Source organism: Polaribacter sp. M10, assembly GCF_054968445.1.
On the sequence record NZ_JBSSBG010000014.1, the window covers coordinates 95278 to 113453 of the forward strand.

General features: G+C 28.9%; 17 protein-coding genes. 8 read left to right on the plus strand and 9 right to left on the minus strand.

What is annotated here, in order from left to right; genetic code table 11:
* Positions 1–160: 160 nt before the first annotated feature.
* Together ACWYN7_RS12760 and ACWYN7_RS12765 are read left to right on the plus strand one after the other, a co-directional pair.
* Complete coding sequence (locus tag ACWYN7_RS12760) at positions 161–1531, plus strand: tetratricopeptide repeat protein (RefSeq protein WP_462860365.1); 1371 nt, start codon at positions 161–163, stop codon at positions 1529–1531.
* A 13-nt stretch (positions 1532–1544) separates the two neighbouring features.
* On the plus strand, positions 1545–2129 hold the full coding sequence (locus ACWYN7_RS12765) for a Crp/Fnr family transcriptional regulator (RefSeq protein ID WP_462860366.1): 585 nt from the start codon (positions 1545–1547) through the stop codon (positions 2127–2129).
* A gap of 3 nt (positions 2130–2132) precedes the next feature.
* Here the strand turns inward: ACWYN7_RS12765 and ACWYN7_RS12770 are convergent, their stop codons facing one another.
* Both ACWYN7_RS12770 and ACWYN7_RS12775 read right to left on the minus strand, forming a co-directional pair.
* Positions 2133–2921, minus strand: coding sequence for an MBL fold metallo-hydrolase (locus ACWYN7_RS12770; protein WP_462860367.1), 789 nt, complete (start codon positions 2919–2921; stop codon positions 2133–2135).
* Positions 2922–3104: 183 nt separating this feature from the next.
* Positions 3105–5798: a phosphoenolpyruvate carboxylase gene (locus ACWYN7_RS12775; protein ID WP_462860368.1), complete on the minus strand. Its 2694-nt coding sequence runs from the start codon at positions 5796–5798 to the stop codon at positions 3105–3107.
* A 153-nt stretch (positions 5799–5951) separates the two neighbouring features.
* On the opposite strand from ACWYN7_RS12775, the gene ACWYN7_RS12780 reads away from it, so the two are divergent.
* The 4 genes from ACWYN7_RS12780 (at position 5952) to ACWYN7_RS12795 (ending at position 10632) form a co-directional block, all read left to right on the plus strand.
* Positions 5952–6875 (plus strand): polyprenyl-phosphate transporter, encoded by a 924-nt coding sequence (locus ACWYN7_RS12780; protein WP_462860369.1) that lies wholly within the window; start codon positions 5952–5954, stop codon positions 6873–6875.
* Positions 6876–7886 carry a DUF368 domain-containing protein gene (locus ACWYN7_RS12785; protein ID WP_462860370.1) on the plus strand — a complete coding sequence of 337 codons (1011 nt, stop codon included), beginning with the start codon at positions 6876–6878 and terminating at the stop codon, positions 7884–7886. It abuts the gene before it with no gap.
* Positions 7864–8619: a shikimate dehydrogenase family protein gene (locus tag ACWYN7_RS12790; RefSeq protein WP_462860371.1), complete on the plus strand. Its 756-nt coding sequence runs from the start codon at positions 7864–7866 to the stop codon at positions 8617–8619. The genes ACWYN7_RS12785 and ACWYN7_RS12790 overlap by 23 nt, the downstream gene beginning before the upstream one ends.
* A gap of 102 nt (positions 8620–8721) precedes the next feature.
* Positions 8722–10632, plus strand: a complete 1911-nt coding sequence (locus ACWYN7_RS12795) for a DUF349 domain-containing protein (RefSeq protein WP_462860372.1) — start codon at positions 8722–8724, stop codon at positions 10630–10632.
* A 78-nt stretch (positions 10633–10710) separates the two neighbouring features.
* On the opposite strand, the gene ACWYN7_RS12800 is transcribed toward ACWYN7_RS12795, so the two are convergent.
* Together ACWYN7_RS12800 and ACWYN7_RS12805 are read right to left on the minus strand one after the other, a co-directional pair.
* Positions 10711–11484, minus strand: a complete 774-nt coding sequence (locus ACWYN7_RS12800; protein WP_462860373.1) for a zinc ribbon domain-containing protein — start codon at positions 11482–11484, stop codon at positions 10711–10713.
* A gap of 2 nt (positions 11485–11486) precedes the next feature.
* Positions 11487–12581 (minus strand): Nif3-like dinuclear metal center hexameric protein, encoded by a 1095-nt coding sequence (locus ACWYN7_RS12805; RefSeq protein WP_462860374.1) that lies wholly within the window; start codon positions 12579–12581, stop codon positions 11487–11489.
* Positions 12582–12657: 76 nt separating this feature from the next.
* On the opposite strand from ACWYN7_RS12805, the gene lpxK reads away from it, so the two are divergent.
* Positions 12658–13686 carry a tetraacyldisaccharide 4'-kinase gene (gene lpxK / locus ACWYN7_RS12810; protein WP_462860375.1) on the plus strand — a complete coding sequence of 343 codons (1029 nt, stop codon included), beginning with the start codon at positions 12658–12660 and terminating at the stop codon, positions 13684–13686.
* Positions 13687–13833: 147 nt separating this feature from the next.
* A complete protein-coding gene (locus ACWYN7_RS12815; RefSeq protein WP_462860376.1) occupies positions 13834–14322 on the plus strand; it encodes a thioredoxin family protein in 489 nt (162 codons plus the stop codon).
* Between the two features lie 60 nt (positions 14323–14382).
* On the opposite strand, the gene ACWYN7_RS12820 is transcribed toward ACWYN7_RS12815, so the two are convergent.
* The 5 genes from ACWYN7_RS12820 to ACWYN7_RS12840 form a co-directional block, all read right to left on the minus strand.
* Positions 14383–15483 carry an OmpA family protein gene (locus tag ACWYN7_RS12820; protein WP_462860377.1) on the minus strand — a complete coding sequence of 367 codons (1101 nt, stop codon included), beginning with the start codon at positions 15481–15483 and terminating at the stop codon, positions 14383–14385.
* Positions 15484–15576: 93 nt separating this feature from the next.
* Positions 15577–16473 (minus strand): Ppx/GppA phosphatase family protein, encoded by an 897-nt coding sequence (locus ACWYN7_RS12825; protein ID WP_462860378.1) that lies wholly within the window; start codon positions 16471–16473, stop codon positions 15577–15579.
* Positions 16474–16480: 7 nt separating this feature from the next.
* Positions 16481–16969, minus strand: coding sequence for a SixA phosphatase family protein (locus ACWYN7_RS12830; RefSeq protein ID WP_462860379.1), 489 nt, complete (start codon positions 16967–16969; stop codon positions 16481–16483).
* Between the two features lie 31 nt (positions 16970–17000).
* Positions 17001–17648, minus strand: coding sequence for a pyridoxamine 5'-phosphate oxidase (pdxH, locus tag ACWYN7_RS12835; protein ID WP_462860380.1), 648 nt, complete (start codon positions 17646–17648; stop codon positions 17001–17003).
* A gap of 285 nt (positions 17649–17933) precedes the next feature.
* Positions 17934–18176: T9SS type A sorting domain-containing protein (locus ACWYN7_RS12840; protein WP_462860381.1), on the minus strand; the 243-nt coding region annotated here is incomplete at its 5' end.

The window sequence follows — 18176 nt, forward strand, 5'->3', positions numbered from 1 at the left end:
GAAAATCAAAATTAATGTAAATAAATGTATATGCAAAAATTTATAGAAACTAATTGCAAATTAAGGGTTGTTAATTAAATTGTTGAAAACAAAAACATTTTTGTAAAAAGTACTTAAAGAGTTGTGTTATTTTTAATGATATAATTCAAATCCGATAGCTATGTCTTTGACAAAATTTGAATCCATGCTTAAAACCAACGCAATTTATTTCTTTGATTTGGTTGAGTTTGAAGAAATTATAATCCATTATTTAGATGCTGGTAAACATTCGTTAGCAAAAAAAGCTGTTCAATTAGGTTTAGAGCAACATCCAGAGTCTATAGATTTAAAATTCTTAAGTGTTGAGTTGTATATTTTTGAAAATGAGTTAGATAAAGCTTCTAGTTTGTTGAAAAAAATTGAATTGATAGACCCAAATAACGATGAACTTTTTATTCAAAAAGCCACTATAAAATCTAAATTAGGCAATCATAAAGAAGCGATTAATAACCTAAAAAAAGCGCTTTCTTATACAGATGATAAAGTTGATGTTTGGTCTTTAATGGGCATGGAATATCTGTATTTAGACGATTTTGAAAATGCACGTTTAAACTTTGCCAAGTGTATAGATGTAGATTTTGAAGATTATTCTGCACTTTACAACATTGTGTATTGTTTTGATATGGAAAAAGAGCACGAACAAGCAATTAAATATCTAAACAATTACATAGATAAAAATCCTTATTGCGAAGTTGCGTGGCATCAATTAGGAAGGCAATATTTTATGATAGATAAATTTGAAAAAGCCTTAACTGCATTCGATTATGCAGTTTTAATTGATGAACATTTTATTGGCGGATATTTAGAAAAAGCCAAAACTTTAGAAGAATTACAAGAATTTGATAAAGCTATTGAAAATTATTTAATAACCTTAGAATTAGATGATCCTACTGCATTTGCTTATGTTAGAATAGGGGAGTGCTACGAAAAGTTGAATAAATTTGATGATGCTATTTCCTTTTATAAAAAAGCGGTTCACGAAGATCCGTTATTAGATAGAGGTTGGATTTTACTTACCAATTTATATTACAATCAAGAAAATTATCAAAAGGCATCTTATTATATTTCTAAAGCCCTAAAAATTGATGAAAACAATTCTTTGTATTGGAGGCGTTATGCAGAAATTAATATAAAACTTGGTTTTTTTGTAGAGGCTGTAACTGGTTTTGAGCATTGTTTGGCTTTAAACGATGATGCTTTTGAAGTCTACATTGCGCTTACAGATGTTTTGTCTTTTTTAGGCGAATTTAACGATGCTGTAACTTTGCTTTTTAAAGCGCAAAAAACTTACAAGAATTTTGCTGAAATTGAATATCGATTAGCAGGTTTATTTTTTCTTTTGGATAAAGAAAAATATAGTTTTAATCATTTAATTGCAGCAATGAAAATAGATTACGATTATCATACCATTTTAAACGAATTGTTTCCTACAGTTTATGATAATCAAAAAGTGCAAAAACTTTTAGTTGATTATAAAAAAGCCTTAGAATAGTACTTTTTACATAATGCACTGCAACTTATTAAAACAAAATATAAGCGCCTCTATTGCTGTTTCTGATGTTGATTTAGAAAAAATTTGTAAAAATTTTAAGTCGAATTCAGTTAAAAAAGGTGATTTTTTACTAAGACAAGGTAAAGTGTGTAAGTTCGAAGGTTTTGTAAATGAAGGCTGTTTTCGAATTTTTACAATAGATCAAAAAGGAAACGAAAACACGCTATATTTTGCTGTAAAAGGTTGGTGGTTAATGGATATTGATAGCTTTATGAATCAAACTCCATCTGCTTTAAATATTCAGGCTTTAGAAGATAGCGAAATATTAATCATCAATAAAAATGATAAAGAAAAGCTTTATGAAACTCAACCAATAGTAGAAAAATTATTTCGAATTATGAGTCAAAAAGCCTTAATTGCTTGGCAAAAAAGGCTTATTCAAAATCATTCTTTAACAGCTAAAGAACGCTATCATTATTTTATAAAAAAATACCCAAATATGGTGTCTAAACTTACAGATAGACAGGTTTCTAGTTATTTGGGAATTACTCATGAATTTTTAAGTAAAATTAAAAGAGCAAATACAAAAAAAGTTTAAGTGTTATTTTTTCTTCGGATACCAATTCCACTGAATAACTTCGATGTTTTTGTCTTTTTCGTTTACTATTTCTTTAAACTTTGCAACATCGCTTAAACCTTCTGTACCTCTATAATGATAAGGATACACTTTGGTTGGTTTAAACGCCAAAACTGCATCAGCAGCACTTTCTACAGTCATAGTATACGGCAAGTTCATGCAAACAAAAGCTTTATCGATGTTTTTTAAATTTCGCATTTCTGGTATATCTTCAGTATCACCAGAAAAGTAAATGCGTTCATCAGCAATGGTTAAAATATATCCATTTCCTCTTCCTTTACTGTGGAATTTTAAAGCTTCTTCTCTTAAATTATACATAGGTATCGCTTCAACTTTAAAGTTTGTAAAGTTTTTGGTTTCATCATTATTTATGGTGATGATTTCTTTTACTTTTAATGCTGATAAATTATCAGCAACCGCTTTTGGAGCTATAATTGTGGTTGAATCTAAATCTAATTCTTTTAAGGTTTTCATATTCATATGATCTCCATGAATATCTGTAATTAAAACATAGTTTGCTTTTTTAAAATCAGAAAAAGATGCAGCACCAAGAGTTGGATCTAAATACATAGTTGTATTATCGAATTCAATTACTGCAGTTGCGTGACTTATAGGTGTAATTTTAGCTGATAAATCATCTTTAGAAACTTGAGCAATTGCTTCATTAAGTTTTTTTTCTTTATTTTTTGTTTCTGTTTTACATGATGCTAATAGAACAAAAGCCATTAGCAATGCTAGTATGTTTGTTTTCATAAAATTAATGTTAGTTTTCTCAAAGATAAGAATTAAGTAAGCGAAGTATTGTTAACGTTATTTTAAATCCTTTTTCTTAGAATGTTGATTTTTTATAATTTATAGCGAAAACTACTTTTAAAAAACAACAAAAGCATCATAAATATTTATGATGCTTTTGGATTTTATAGTTTTAAAAAAGGATCAACCAGTATGTTTTAATCCACTAGATAATGCATTAATAATACTTAATAATTTGGTTAATATTTGTTCTTTTTCTGCACTATCTTCCATGGTTCTCCATTTTTTTAGATAGCTAATATGCAGATCATGTAAAATATTTAATTTATCGTTTCTCCAGTAAAAATTATCATACTGTCCAATTCTTCTTTTAGATGCAGGTTCATTAAAAAGTTCTTCTATAAGTTGAAACGCATTATCGAAATCGCTCATAATCTTAGTCATAAAAGTATCTTTTTCAGCTGTATCATCATCTAAATCAGCATAAACTTTCATGATATCTCTTTGAGATAAGATTAAATTGGTTTCGGTTTGTATGATTAAAAACTTTAAAAAAGACCAATCATTAATATTTGATTTTAAGTTTTCGAAATCTTCAGGTTTTTCTGTTTTTAAAGATTTTAAAGCACTACCTAAACCATACCAACCTGTAAGCGAAATTCGAGAAAGATTCCAACTAAAAACCCAAGGTATTGCTCTTAAATCGTCTAAAGATCTTGTACCTGTTCTTCTAGAAGGTCTTGAGCCAATTTTACTTTTTTCTAAAACATCAATACAAGTAGCTTTACCATAAAAATTAATAAATCCAGGAGTTTCTATAAAATCTCTATAATGCTCGAAAGATTTTTGAGAAAGATACTCAATCACATCAAAAGGATATTTTTTATCTTTTGCTTGGTATTTGCTTAAAATAGTTTGTTTAGCCACACCAGATGCCAAAGCATTTAAATTATAAGTAGCAGTAACAGGATTACCAAATAATTGAGAAATTGTTTCTCCTTGAACAGTAATTTTAATAGTGCCATTAACTGTGTTTGCAGGCATGCTTTCTAAAAAACGGTGGTATTTTCCACCACCTCTACTGATAGTACCTCCAGCACCATGAAAGAAATACGCTTTAAAGTTGTTTTTAGCAGCTGTTTTTGCAAGTTCAGTTTCAGCTTTGTACAAATTCCATTTGCTTGAAATTGTTCCACCATCTTTATTACTATCACTGTAACCCAACATTACTTCTTGTTCGTAATTAATTTTTGTGGCTCTTTCTTGTGATACAGGATGTTGTAAGTATTCTTCTAGTATTGCAGGCCCATTGTGTAAATCTTCGATAGTTTCAAAAAGAGGCACTACTTTTATAGGCGTGTTTAGAAGTTGTGTTTCTTTCATTAATAAATAGACAACTAATAAATCACTCAAGCTACGTGTCATACTAATAATAAACGACCCAATACCTTCAGAACCATATAAATTAATGTGATTTCTAACCACTCTATAGCAATCTAAAACATTGTCGGCTTCTTTACCATACGAAACAGAAATATCTGTTATTTGAGAGTTGTTTGCCAAACATTGGCTTAGATAAGCAACTCTTTTTTCTTCGCTCCAATTTTCGAAATCGTAATCTTTTTCTCCATTAGATTTTAATATTTGAGATATAGCTCTGTCATGGAATGCACTATTTTGTCTAATGTCTAATTTGGCTAGGTGAAAACCAAAACAATCCACAGCTCTTTGTAATGAAAAAAGTAAGCTTTCTGCCAAACCTTTCATTCCGTTTTCAACGAGAATATCTCTAAAGAAATTTAAATCATCTTGTAAATCTTTGCTAGATTTATAATAGCTAGTAGAGTCTGCAACTTTATTAGAAATTGTATTGTTTAATTTTACAATTAACAAATTAATATATTGTCTCCAAGGTTCATAAGGGTTTCTTTCAACAGCTTTTTTACCTGCAACTCCTAATGCATTTTTCTTTTTATCTATACTTTCTAAAAGTTGAAAAGGAATAGGATTCGTAACAGCAGAAACTGAAAATTTAATAGCAGCCTCTTTTAATTTCTCAAGAATTAAAGCCAATGCTTTTTTTCTGTGAATTTCAAGAGTTTCTTGGGTAATTGTAGGAGTAACAAAAGGATGTCCATCTCTATCTCCACCAACCCAACTACCAAAGTTTATTTTTGGAAAAATATTTGGATTTTTTATTTTAGAAGGATCTAATCCCATTTCTATCCAAGAGTTTTGTAAATGTGCATCACTCTGTTGTAAAAGTTTTGGAAAAATTTTACTGAAATAGTAAATCACATTAGCTCTTTCATCCTGAATTTGTGGTTTCTCTAAATATATTTCTCCAGTTCTCCACCAACGCTCTAAAAGACTAATAATTTCTTCTCTTGTGCTATTTTGTTCTAATTTGCTCATTGCTGTATTTTCTCTTTTTGCTAAGAGTAAATACAATTCTCTATGAATTTCGATAACAGTTACACGTTTAGCTTCTGTTGGATGTGCTGTTAAAACAGGAATAACACGAGTGTCTGCAATAGCTTTAATCATTTCTTCTTCTGAAACATTTTGATCTTTCCAAATTTTAAAAGCTTCGCCCCAACTACCTCTTATGCCATATATTTCTTTTTGATTTTCATTTTCTCTACGATATTGTGTTGCTGCGTTTTCTTCAACTAAGGTCATTAATTGAAAATAAATGCTTAAAGATTGTACTACTTTATCATCAGATAACTGCTCTTTGCCAAGAGTAGAGAAAGTATTACTTTTAATGAGTTCTACAACTTCATTTTCTTTAATTCTTAATAGCATTTCAGTATAACAATCTATGATAAAATTTCTTTTTTCTGTAATTTTCTTAAACTTGTTATTTGTGCTCATTTTATTAATTTTGATTTGATTATATGAGTTTTATATATATAATTTCATTACAAAAATACTGGCGAATTGCATAGAATTAGATGATTTCAGTCATATAAATAAATTTTTTTTAAAATTTAGTTTACCTTCGTTTTTTAAAAATATAACTGAAAAATGAATAGAACAATTAAAGATTATATTGTTATTAGTTTAAAAGGAATGGCTATGGGAGCTGCAGATGTTGTACCTGGAGTTTCTGGAGGTACAATTGCTTTTATTTCTGGTATTTACGAAGAATTATTAGGTTCCATTAGCAATGTAAAATTTAGTTTATTTAAAACGTTAAAAAATGATGGTTTTAAAGAAGCTTGGAAACAATTGAATGGTAATTTTTTATTGGCCCTTTTTATCGGAATTTTTATCAGCATAATTTCTTTAGCAAAAGCCATCAAATACCTTTTAGAAAATCAACCTATATTATTGTGGTCTTTCTTTTTTGGTTTGGTGTTAGCTAGTATAATTTATATTGCTAAGCAAATAACTAAATGGAATGTTATTTCTATAATAGCTTTGGTTTTAGGTGCCTTTTTAGCCTATTATATTACTACATTAAATCCTTTGGTTTCAGAGGGTTCATCATCATTATATATTTTATTTGCAGGTGCTATTGCTATTTGTGCTATGATTTTACCAGGAATTTCTGGATCTTTTATTTTGGTTTTATTAGGGGCGTATAAACCCGTTTTAGATGCTGTAAATGATAGAGATTTTAAAACAATATTAATTTTTATGGTAGGTGCAGTTGTAGGTTTATTATCTTTTTCTAAAGTATTAAAATGGTTATTTGCAAATTATAAAAACTACACTTTAGCTGCATTAACTGGGTTTATTATTGGCTCTTTAAATAAAATTTGGCCTTGGAAAGAAACCTTAACTTGGAGAACAAATTCTCATGGAATTAAAGTTCCTTTTAACCAACAAAGTATTTCTCCTTTTTCTTTTGATGGAGATGCTCAACTTCTAAATGCTGTAATTTTAGCAATTATTGGTTTTGTGCTAATTTTAGTAATGGAAAAATTGGCAGTAAAAAAACACTAAATGCATAAAGAAAGGACATTTGTGCAAAAACTAACCTTATTTTTAAAAGGTTTAGCAATGGGTGCTGCCAATAAAGTGCCTGGTGTTTCTGGTGGAACTGTTTCTTTTGTTTTAGGCTATTATGAAGAATTAATTTATTCTTTTCAGAGAATAAATTTAACATCGCTTAAATTATTAATTAGTGGTAAATTCAAGAGTTTTTTTAAGTATGCAAATGCTCAGTTTCTGCTGTTAATAATGGGAGGTAGCATTTTTAGTTATTTTAGTGTTTCCTTAATTTTAGATTTCTTTTTGCAACGTTTTGAGTTGTTTGTATGGAGTTGGTTTTTTGGGATGATTATTGGCTCTATCATATATATTGTTAAAGGATTTGAAGATTGGAGTAGAAAGAATATCATCTTTATTTTATTTGGGGTAACATTAGGTTTGGCAATTAGCTTTTTACCACCAGCCAAAGAGAATGATAACCTTTGGTTTGTTTTTCTTTGTGGAATTATTGGAGTTTCTGGCATGACATTACCTGGGCTTTCTGGCTCATTTATTTTAATATTATTAGGCAATTATGTGCTTCTATTGGTAGATTCTGTAAACGTTTTGCTACAAGTGTTAACCAATATATTAACAGGTAATTTTCAGGTTTTATCAGATCCTGTTAAGGTAAAATATTTAAAAATTATCTCGGTTTTTACAGCAGGTTCTGCTTTTGGTTTGGTTTCTATATCTCATGTATTAGGCTATGTTTTAAAACGATGGAACAAAATTGTAAACGCCATAATTATTGGTTTTATTACAGGTTCTTTGGGCATTGTTTGGCCTTGGAAAAAATCGATTTATGCACAAGAAAATGGAGCTTTTTTATATGATAAAGAAGGTCATAAAATTATAGAAAATTACGAACGCTTTTTTCCGAATACCTTAAGTTTAGAAACTGTATTAGCTATATTTTATATTTTTGTAGGTATAGGATTAATTTTAGCCATAGATTATTATGAAAGAAGAAGAAAGAGATAAATTATTCGGATTGTTAGGTAAAAATATTTCCTACTCATTTTCTAGAGGATATTTTACAGAAAAGTTTAAAGAATTAAACTTAAATCAACACAAATATGTAAACTTCGATTTACAAGAAATTAAAGATTTTCCTGCAATTATTGATGAAAATGAAAACTTAAAAGGGATAAATGTTACCATTCCTTATAAAGAAGCTGTAATTCCTTTTTTAAGTAAATTAGATAAAACAGCAGAAGAAATTGGAGCTGTGAATACCATAAAATTTACCAAAAGAGGAGATTTAAAAGGATATAATTCTGATGTAGTTGGTTTTGAAAACTCCATATCACCATTATTAAAAAAACATCATAAAAGAGCTTTAATTTTAGGTACTGGAGGTGCATCTAAAGCCATTGCTTATGCTTTAAAAAGAAATGATATTAAATTTAAATTTGTATCAAGAAAACCAAAAAGCAAAAAGGAAATTTCTTATGATGATTTAACTCAAGAAGTTATTGAAAAATACACAATAATCATCAATTCTACTCCTGTTGGTACATCACCAGAAATAGATAAATGTCCAAATATTCCGTATCAATTTATTACCAATAAACACATTCTATACGATTTAATTTATAATCCTGCTGAAACCACTTTTTTATCTAAAGGAAAAGAGAAAGGAGCTACAATTAAAAACGGTTTAGAAATGCTAAAACTGCAAGCAGAAGAGTCTTGGAGAATTTGGAATGATTAAAACCATAAATTTACGTATTCACTTGGAATTCATATAACTTGTCAGTATTTTTGATGATGTTATAACAGTAGTGTTATATGCAGACCTTTAAACATTGTAGATATGTTAGAAAATAAAGATGAAAACGTTCAAAAGAACGATTCTAAACCAGAAGAAGTGAATAACACTGTAGATAGTGCTAAAGAGACAGCTGAAGAAATTAACGAAGAGGCTACTAAAAAAGTGAATGACGAAACTACAAAAGCTGTAGAAGCCGTAGAAAACTCTGTAGCAGAAGATGCAGAAAAAGACAATTCTAAAGAAGCGGATAGACCTGTTGTAGATTACACAAAACTTTCTCTAGAAGAATTGGTAGCAAGTTTAAAAAAGACTTTAAACGAAAATCCGGTTCAGAAAATTAAGTCTCAAGTTGATGCCATAAAAAGTGCTTTTAATCAAAAATTTGGAGCTTTACTTGCAGAAAAGAAAGCTGCTTTTTTAGCTGAAGGTGGTAATTCTATAGATTTTCAATTTTCTAGCCCTATTAAATCTGAGTACAATAGCTTATTGGCAGACTATAAAAAGCAAAGAGATGCTTATTATAAAAATTTAGAAAAAGAGCTAAAGCAAAATTTAGAAAAAAGAGTAGAAGTTATAGAAAGTTTAAAAAATTTAATTGAAGAAGCAGATGCCTCTACAATGTATAAAAACTTTAAAGAGATTCAAGATACTTGGCAAACTATTGGGCCTGTTCCAAAATCTTATTATAATGATACTTGGAAAATTTACCATCATCATGTAGAACGTTTTTACGATCTATTGCATCTAAATAACGATTTAAGAGAATTAGATTTTAAACATAATTTAGAAGAAAAACTAAAAATAATTCAGCAAGCAGAAGCATTAGCTAACGAAAGTGATATTAATTATGCTTCTAAAGAATTGCAAGATTTACATAAAAAGTGGAAAGAAGATATTGGACCTGTAGCTAAAGAAATGCGAGAAGAAATTTGGCAAAGATTTAGTGCAGCTACCAAAAAAATTCACGATAAGAGGCATAACTATTTTAAAGAAATGCGCTCTAAACATCAAGAAATAATCGATAAAAAATTAGAGGTTATAGCGTTGATAAACGCTTATGATACCTCTAAAAATAAAACACATAGCGATTGGCAAAAAAGTATTGTTGAGTTCGAAAAAATAAGACAACAATATTTTAGTGCTGGTAAATTGCCTTATGCTAAAAGCGAAGAAGTTTGGCAAAAATTTAAGGCAGCCACTAAAAAGTTTAATAGTGCCAAAAATGTTTTTTACAAAGAAGAAAAAAGCGGGCAACAAGAAAACTTAAAGAAAAAGATTGCTTTAATTGAGTTGGCAGAATCTTTAAAAGATAGCGATGATTGGGAAATGGCTACAAATGCCATGAAAAAAGTACAATCTGATTGGAAAAAAATAGGACACGTACCTCGTAAATTTTCTGATGATATTTGGAAACGTTTTAAAGCTGCTTGTAACCATTATTTTGATAGATATCATCAAGAAAAAAATGCTGCAAGTAAAGAAGAACAAGCAATTGTTGTTGCTAAAAAAGAGTTTTTAAATACTTTAAAAGATGCAGAAAACATAACCAAAGAAGCAATTTTAGAAGCTATTAATACTTGGAGAGGTTTAGGAAGATTGCCAAGAAATTCACGTCATTTAGAAGGTAAATTTAATAAACAAATAGATAAGCTGTTAACTGGGTTATCTATGGACAAAACTGAAGTAGAAATGCTTAAGTTTACCACTTTAGTAGATGGTTATTATGCAGAAGAAGATGTTAGAAAATTAGATTCTGAACAATTATTTGTAAGAAAAAAGATCGATGAAATTGTTAGAGAAATTCAACAATTAGAAAATAATTTAGGCTTTTTCTCTAATGCAAAAGCAGATAATCCTTTGGTGATTAATGTTAGAAAGCAAATCAATAATTTTAAGGATGATCTTTCTATCTGGAAACATAAGTTAACTTACTTAAAAAAGTTAGATTATTAATCAATCTAATATTATAAAAAACAAAAAAACTCGAAGCATTTGCTTCGAGTTTTTTTATACTTTATTGTTAAAAACGAATTAAGCAAATAACTTATCCATTTTTTCTTTTTCTTCTGCTGCTAAAGCTGCATCAACTAAAATACGACCACTATGCTCGTCAATAGTTATTTTCTTTCTATTCGCAATTTCTAATTGAACTTGTGGTGGAATTGTAAAATAAGATCCTCCAGAAGCACCACGTTCTATGGCAACTACTGCTAAACCATTTTTTACTTTGGTTCTAATTCTGTTGTAAGCTGCATATAAATGCTCGTCTAAAGACTCACCAAATTCTTTAGATTTTTGAATTAAAAGCTCTTCTTCTTTTTGAGTTTCTTGTAAAATAGCATCTAATTCAGATTTTTTATGACCTAAATGTTTTTCTTGTTTTGCTAATTTTTCTTTAGTAGCATCAATTACTTCATTTTTCTGAGCAATTTTAGCTTTGTACTCGTTAATTCTTTTTTCAGCCAATTGAATCTCTAAATCTTGATATTCAATTTCTTTAGATAAAGAATCAAATTCTCTATTATTTCTAACTTTTTTCTGTTGCTCTTCGTACTTTTTCATAAGTGCCTTAGATTCATCAATAGCTAATTTTTTATTGCTAATGTCTGTTTCTAAGTTAGTAACATCTTTATTTAAGTTCGCAATACGAGTATTTAACCCAGCAACTTCATCTTCTAAATCTTCCACCTCTAAAGGTAATTCACCTCTAACATTTCTAATTTCGTCAATTCTAGAGTCTATTAATTGTAAGTCATATAAAGCTCTTAATTTTGCTTCAACCGAAATTTCTTTCTTCTTTGCCATGATTATATATAATATATTGGATTTGTACTTTTTTCTGATAAAATGACTGCAAAATTACTAAATTTTTTTGTAAGATAATCAACCAAAAGGTTTTTTGTAAACTGTTCGCTTTCATAATGCCCAATATCTGCCAAAAGAATACTATTTTCTGCCTTAAAAAATTCGTGATATTTAAAATCGGCACTTACATAAGCATCAGCTCCAGCATTTTTAGCATTATTTATTGCAAAACTTCCTGAGCCACCTAAAACTGCCACTTTTTTAATTTTTTTGTTGATGAATGCAGAATGACGAACACAATCTGTTTGCATCGTTTTTTTTAGATAAAGTAAAAATTCTTGCTCATCCATTTCAGTTTGCAGTTCACCAATCATTCCCATTCCAATATTTTGATGTACATTTTCTGTGGTTATAATTTCGTAAGCAATCTCTTCATAAGGATGATTTTCTTGCAGCGCGTTTAAAATTTTCCTCTCATTTTTACTTTCAAAAGTTAGAGATAGTTTTATTTCATTTACAGTTTCTAGCTTGCCTTTTGCACCCAAAACCGGATTCGACTCTTCATTGCCTTTAAAAGTACCTTCTCCAGAAACAGAGAATGAACAATGATCATAATTGCCAATATTTCCTGCACCTGCAGCAAATAATGCAGACTTTAATTCTTCTTTATTTTCAGCAGGTACAAAAGTGGTCAGTTTTTTTATGATTCCCTTTTTAGGAATTAAAATTTTGTTGTTTTTTAGTCCTAAAACTTCACACATTTTTGCAGAAACTCCGTTTTTAGAATTGTCTAAGGCAGTGTGAGTGGCGTAAATTGCAATGTTGTTTTGTATGGCTTTTAAAACCACTCTTTCTACATAAGAATTGCCATTTAATTTTTTTAATCCGCTAAAAATTATAGGATGAAAGCTAACAATTAAATTGCAGTTTTTTGCAATAGCTTCATCTACAGTTTCTTCTAAAGTATCTAAGGTAACTAGTATTCCTGAAACTTGTGTATGGTAGTTGCCAACTAATAAACCCACATTATCAAAATCTTCTGCATAGTTTAAAGGCGCTAGTTTTTCGATGTAATTTGTAATCTCTCTAATTATCATAAAACAAAATTGTTTCTAGTTTCAAAGTTACTATTTTCAATTCATCAATCCATAAAAATGACTTATTTTCGTGTTAATGAAATTTCTCCGTTTTTTATTATTTCCTTTTGCAATTATTTATGATGTGGTAACATCTATCAGAAATTTATTTTTTGATATTGGTGTTTTTAAACAAACTGCTTTTAAAACGCCAGTTATTGTTGTAGGTAATTTAAGTGTGGGTGGTACAGGTAAAACGCCACAAATTGAATATTTAATAAGGTTGCTAAAAGACAATTTTAAAGTGGCTGTTTTAAGCAGAGGTTATAAACGTAAAACAAGTGGTTTTGTGCTGTTAAATGATAAGCATACAGCTTTAGATGTGGGTGATGAGCCTTTGCAATACTTTAAAAAGTTTACAAATATTAATGTGGCTGTTGATGCAAATAGGGTAGAAGGTGTACAAAATTTGATGCAAGAAAAATCACCAGAAGTTATTTTGTTAGATGATGCTTATCAACATAGAAAAATAAAAGGGAGTTTTTATATTTTACTTACCAAATACAAGCATTTGTTTGTGGATGATTTTTTACTTCCCACAGGATATTTGCGAGAAAGTAGAAGTGGAGCAAAAAGAGCTGATGTAATTATTGTTACCAAATGTCCAAGTAATTTAGATATAACTCAACAAGAATTCATCCGTAAAAAACTAAAAAAGTACCAAAAAGAAGTTTATTTTACTGCAATATCTTATGGTAGAATTCAATCGAAAAAGAATTTTATTGCTGTTGATGATTTAAAGAAATATCAAGTTTTATTAATTACAGGAATTGCAAACCCAAATCCGCTTTTACAATATTTAGATGATAATCAGATTTATTTTAATCATTTAAAATATGCAGATCATCATCATTTTTCATCCATAGAAATAAAGGATATAAAGAATAAGTTTGATGAAATAACATCAACCAAAAAAATAATTTTAACCACAGAAAAAGATTATACACGTTTGTCTGACGCGTTTGAGAATCTTTATTATATAGAAATTGAAACTGTTTTTTTAGAAAATCAAAAGGAAAAATTTAATCAAACAATTTTAAGTCATATACAACAAAACCGATGCTAAAACACCGGTTTATTTTTTTGAATTTTTGTTAGAAGTATTCTTAAAAAGATTACTTTACAATTATTTGACACTATTTTATTTAGTAAGTCACAGTTTATATTTAATAATGGTATTATTTTTGATATTTTTGAAGAAACGAAATGTAATATGAATAAAATAATAGGATTATTTATTGTTGGTTTGTTAACTATACAAAGTAGCTTTTCTCAAGAAATAGCGGATAATACAATAGAAGTTAATGAATTTAGTAAAGATAAACTGAATTGGATACCTACTTATAAAGAAGCTTTAAAGAAAGCTAAAAAAGAACGAAAAATTGTTTTGATTTATTTTACAGGCTCAGATTGGTGTGGGCCATGTAAAACTTTAGACCAAGAATTGTTTAGTACAGAAAAATTTAAAACTTTAGCAGATAAAGAATTGGTGCTTTTAGAGGTAGATATACCAAGAAGAAAAGATTTAGTTGCACCTGCTAAAATGAAAGAAAATTTGATTTTACAGAAAAAATATAAAGTAAAATCTTTTCCTAATTTAATGATGGTAAATTATAGAGGAAAAAAACTAGGAGAAAAAAAAGGATTGATAATGACAGAGTATTATTATCCGTACTTTGAATCTATTATTAGAAAATATTAAAAACAAAAAAACCGAAGCAAATTTGCTTCGGTTTTTTTAAATATGAATGTGTAAAATCTCTTAATTTTGATTTACCACTCTAAAAGTTGTTCTTCTATTTACAGCGTGTTCATTTTCTGAACAAACAACTCCATCAGAACATTTGTTTAGTAATCTAGATTCTCCAAAACCTTTAGCATATAACTGGCTTAAGTTAATTCCTTTAGAAATTAAATAATCTGTAACCGCTTTTGCTCTTCTATCAGATAATTCTTGGTTGTCTTTTTTAGTACCTCTCATGTCTGTATGAGATTCAATAAATACAGCCATACCTTGTTTTAAAATAGGTAATAATCTAGCATCGATAATTTTCTTAGCACCTTCGTTTAAAACAGCACTAGAAAAATCCCAATTAATTGGTAATGGAGTATTGTCTACTAACTCACAGTCTACAGCTTTCCAAGAAGTTAAACCTCCTTTTTTAACTAAAATTTCTTTAGTAATAGATCTGTATACTGCAGGTACAATCACTTCTTCTTTTCTTGCTGGGCTAACCAAAACTGTTTTTTCAATTGTTTTGTAAACAGGTTCTGTTTTTACAATAGAAGTAGTTGGAGGCTTCACCATTACTTTTCTTTGGTATGTTTTTTTAACCCCAGGAATAGGAATTTCTACAACAGATGCATCACTTTGAAGTTTTTCTACTGGCATTGTTTTAAATTCTGCAGGTAAAGGCTTGTAACACCAATATCTACAATCATCAGGATTATCTGAAGTACAGTTTGGTAATTTTTCGCTCATTTGCCAACTAGCAGAAGCTGCTTTAATTTCTACAGTTTCAAAACCTTGTACAAAAGTTGCTTTTTTTGCTTCTAATTTAGTAGCATCTTCTTTTTCGTAGTAAGTAACTTCTTGAGATCCCCAAACTGCTGGTACAGTTAAAATTTCTTGACCCGCTTCTTTAATTAAAACTTTTTCTTGAATTGTTTTATATTCAGCAGGATACGTAATTATTTTTTTATATTCTGGAGCAACAGCCACCTGAACTGTTTCATTTTTCCAGATGTCTGGCGTTTTACAACGAACATAACATTTTCCTGGCTCAGGGTTTTCTGGTAAGTCTTGACCATAAGCCAAAACACCTACCATTAACAAAAGGATACTAAGTAATTTTTTTTTCATGATTTTTAACATTAATAAATACTTCGAATTAAGTGATTAACATTAAGCCAAATGTACTAAAAACATTTAAAAACCGAGTGTAAAAACGAGAAATTATATATTATTATAAAATAAACTTTTAATAATTCCGTCTGAAAGACCAATTTTTGGAACATATATTTTACTTGCTCCACTCCATTTCATTGCAGAAAGGTAAATTTTTGTGGCAGGAATGATAACATCTGCTCTATCAGGGTTTAAACTTAACTCAGAAACTCTTTGTTGATAAGTCATTTTTTTTAAGAACTGATATTGTGCGTTTAAGTAGATGTAAGAAATGGGTTTTCCTTCGGTTCTACCAGACATTTTAAATAGTTTATTAATGTTACCACCAGAACCAATTAATGCTATTTTTTTTAAGTCTTTGGTATTTTTTTTAATCCATTTTTCTACATCAGCAAAAATTTCTTTGTTCACAGATTTTTTGTTGTTTAACAAACGTACTGTTCCCATTTTAAAAGATTTTGATGTAGTGATTTTTCCACCAGAAAAAATGGTAAATTCAGTGCTACCTCCACCAACATCAACATATAAATAAGCGTTATCTTTACTTATAAGTTGGTTTAAATCTGTAGATGATATAATTGCAGCTTCTTCTTTACCACCAATAATATCGATTTGAACTCCTGTTTTATTAAAAATCTGATTTACAACTTCAGTTCCGTTTTTTGCTTCTCTCATTGCAGAAGTTGCGCAAGCTTTGTACCTTTCTACATTATGCACTTTCATTAAAAGTTTAAAGGCTTCCATGGCATCTATCATGCGTACAATGTTTTCATCACTAATAATACCTTTTACAAAAGAATCTGCACCCAAACGAATTGGCACACGCACTAATGATGATTTTTTAAATTGAACATCATTATCTTCTTTAATAATTATGTTAGCAACTAAAAGTCTTATTGCGTTAGAACCAATATCTATGGCTCCGTATTTTTTGATCTCTAACAAGCCGAAATTATTTTAGATTTTTAGGGAATTCTATCATAAATGTTTTCCCTTTTTTAATGTTTTTCCAGTGTTTATCTTCGAATTTAATTCCGATAATACCACAAGTAGTTACATGAGATATGGGTTTGTTACCAAATTTATTAACAAAAGTATTAATTCCATGATCATGACTAAAAATTATAGCAGAATTAAAAGCATCATCTAAAGCACATACCGTTTTTACCAAATAGCCATCGCTAAAACTGTATAATTGTCTATTTATTTGCAAGTTGGCTAGTGGGTAACCAAGATTTTCACAAAAGATGATGGATGTGTGCAAAGCTCTATTTGCACTACTAGATACAAAAACATCTGGTCTTTCTATTTTTTTTGATAAATATTTAGACATTAAATGTGCATCATTAATTCCTCTTTTTTTAAGAGGTCTGTCTATATCATCTATACCTGAGTATTCCCAAGAAGATTTTGCATGACGAACTATATAAAGTGTTTTCATTTAATTTGGTTAATGAATGTAAATATAAAAATTAAGGCGCTAATCGTTCTAATTTCCATGAAAAATCTTTTTGTAAAGTATACCTTATTCTATCGTGCATTCTATTTGGTCTACCTTGCCAAAACTCTATGGAAATTGGTTTTACTAAATAACCTCCCCAATGTTTTGGCCTTAAAATTTCTTTGCCTTTAAAATTTCTTTCGAACATTTTTAAATTTTTATCTAACTCTTCTCTAGACAAAACTACTGTACTTTGGTTCGATGCCCAAGCACCTAATTTACTACCATCTGGTCTAGATTCAAAATAACCATCAGATAAATTTTCGGCTAACTTTTCAGCTTTTCCTTTAATTATAATTTGTTGCTCTAAACCCGCCCAAAAAAAAGATAAACATATGTTGTTATTATTAGCAATTGCTTTTCCTTTTTCTGATGTATAGTTGGTGTAAAAAATAAAACCTTCCCAAGTTATTTTTTTTAAAAGTACAACTCTACTTTTAGGAAAACCATCTAAACCAATTGTAGAAATATGCATGGCATTTGTTTCTTCTACACTTTCAGATTCATCTGCATTTCGAAACCAAGTCTGAAATAATTCCATGGGATTTTCAGGACAATTATTTTCTAACAGTTCTTGTTTTTCGTACGATTTTCTATAGTTACTTAAATCTTTTGACATCCTCTTTTTGTTGTTCTTACAAAAATACGAATGTTAATTGAATCGAAAACCAAATTATAAAACGAAAAATAGAAATACTAATTAAACGTATTTCTCTTTAATTTTTTTTGGTTGATAGTTTTAGGTTTAAAAAAGGGTAGGAGTGATGTAAATAAAAAGAGAGCTGATAAAATCAGCTCTCTTGGAGTCAATAGCTTCAAATTAATACCCCTAAAAATTATTTTAACTATTGATTTTTTGTAAACACTTTTTAATTAAAGTGCTATTGTTATTACTAAATTTCTATTATCTAAAAATAATTTTAGACGTTCCATAATCCGTTTCTGGTGATGTTACTTGTAATAACATAACCCCTGTTTTAACTTTAAAGTTATAGTCTAACTCATTTTTACCTGCATTCAATTGTGTTTTACCTTGGTAAATTACTTTACCAGTAATATCTGTTAAAGTTACAGTTGCTTCTGTATCTGTTTCACTGAATAATAATAAGTTTACATTTCCTTTAGATGGGTTAGGGTAAGCCATAAA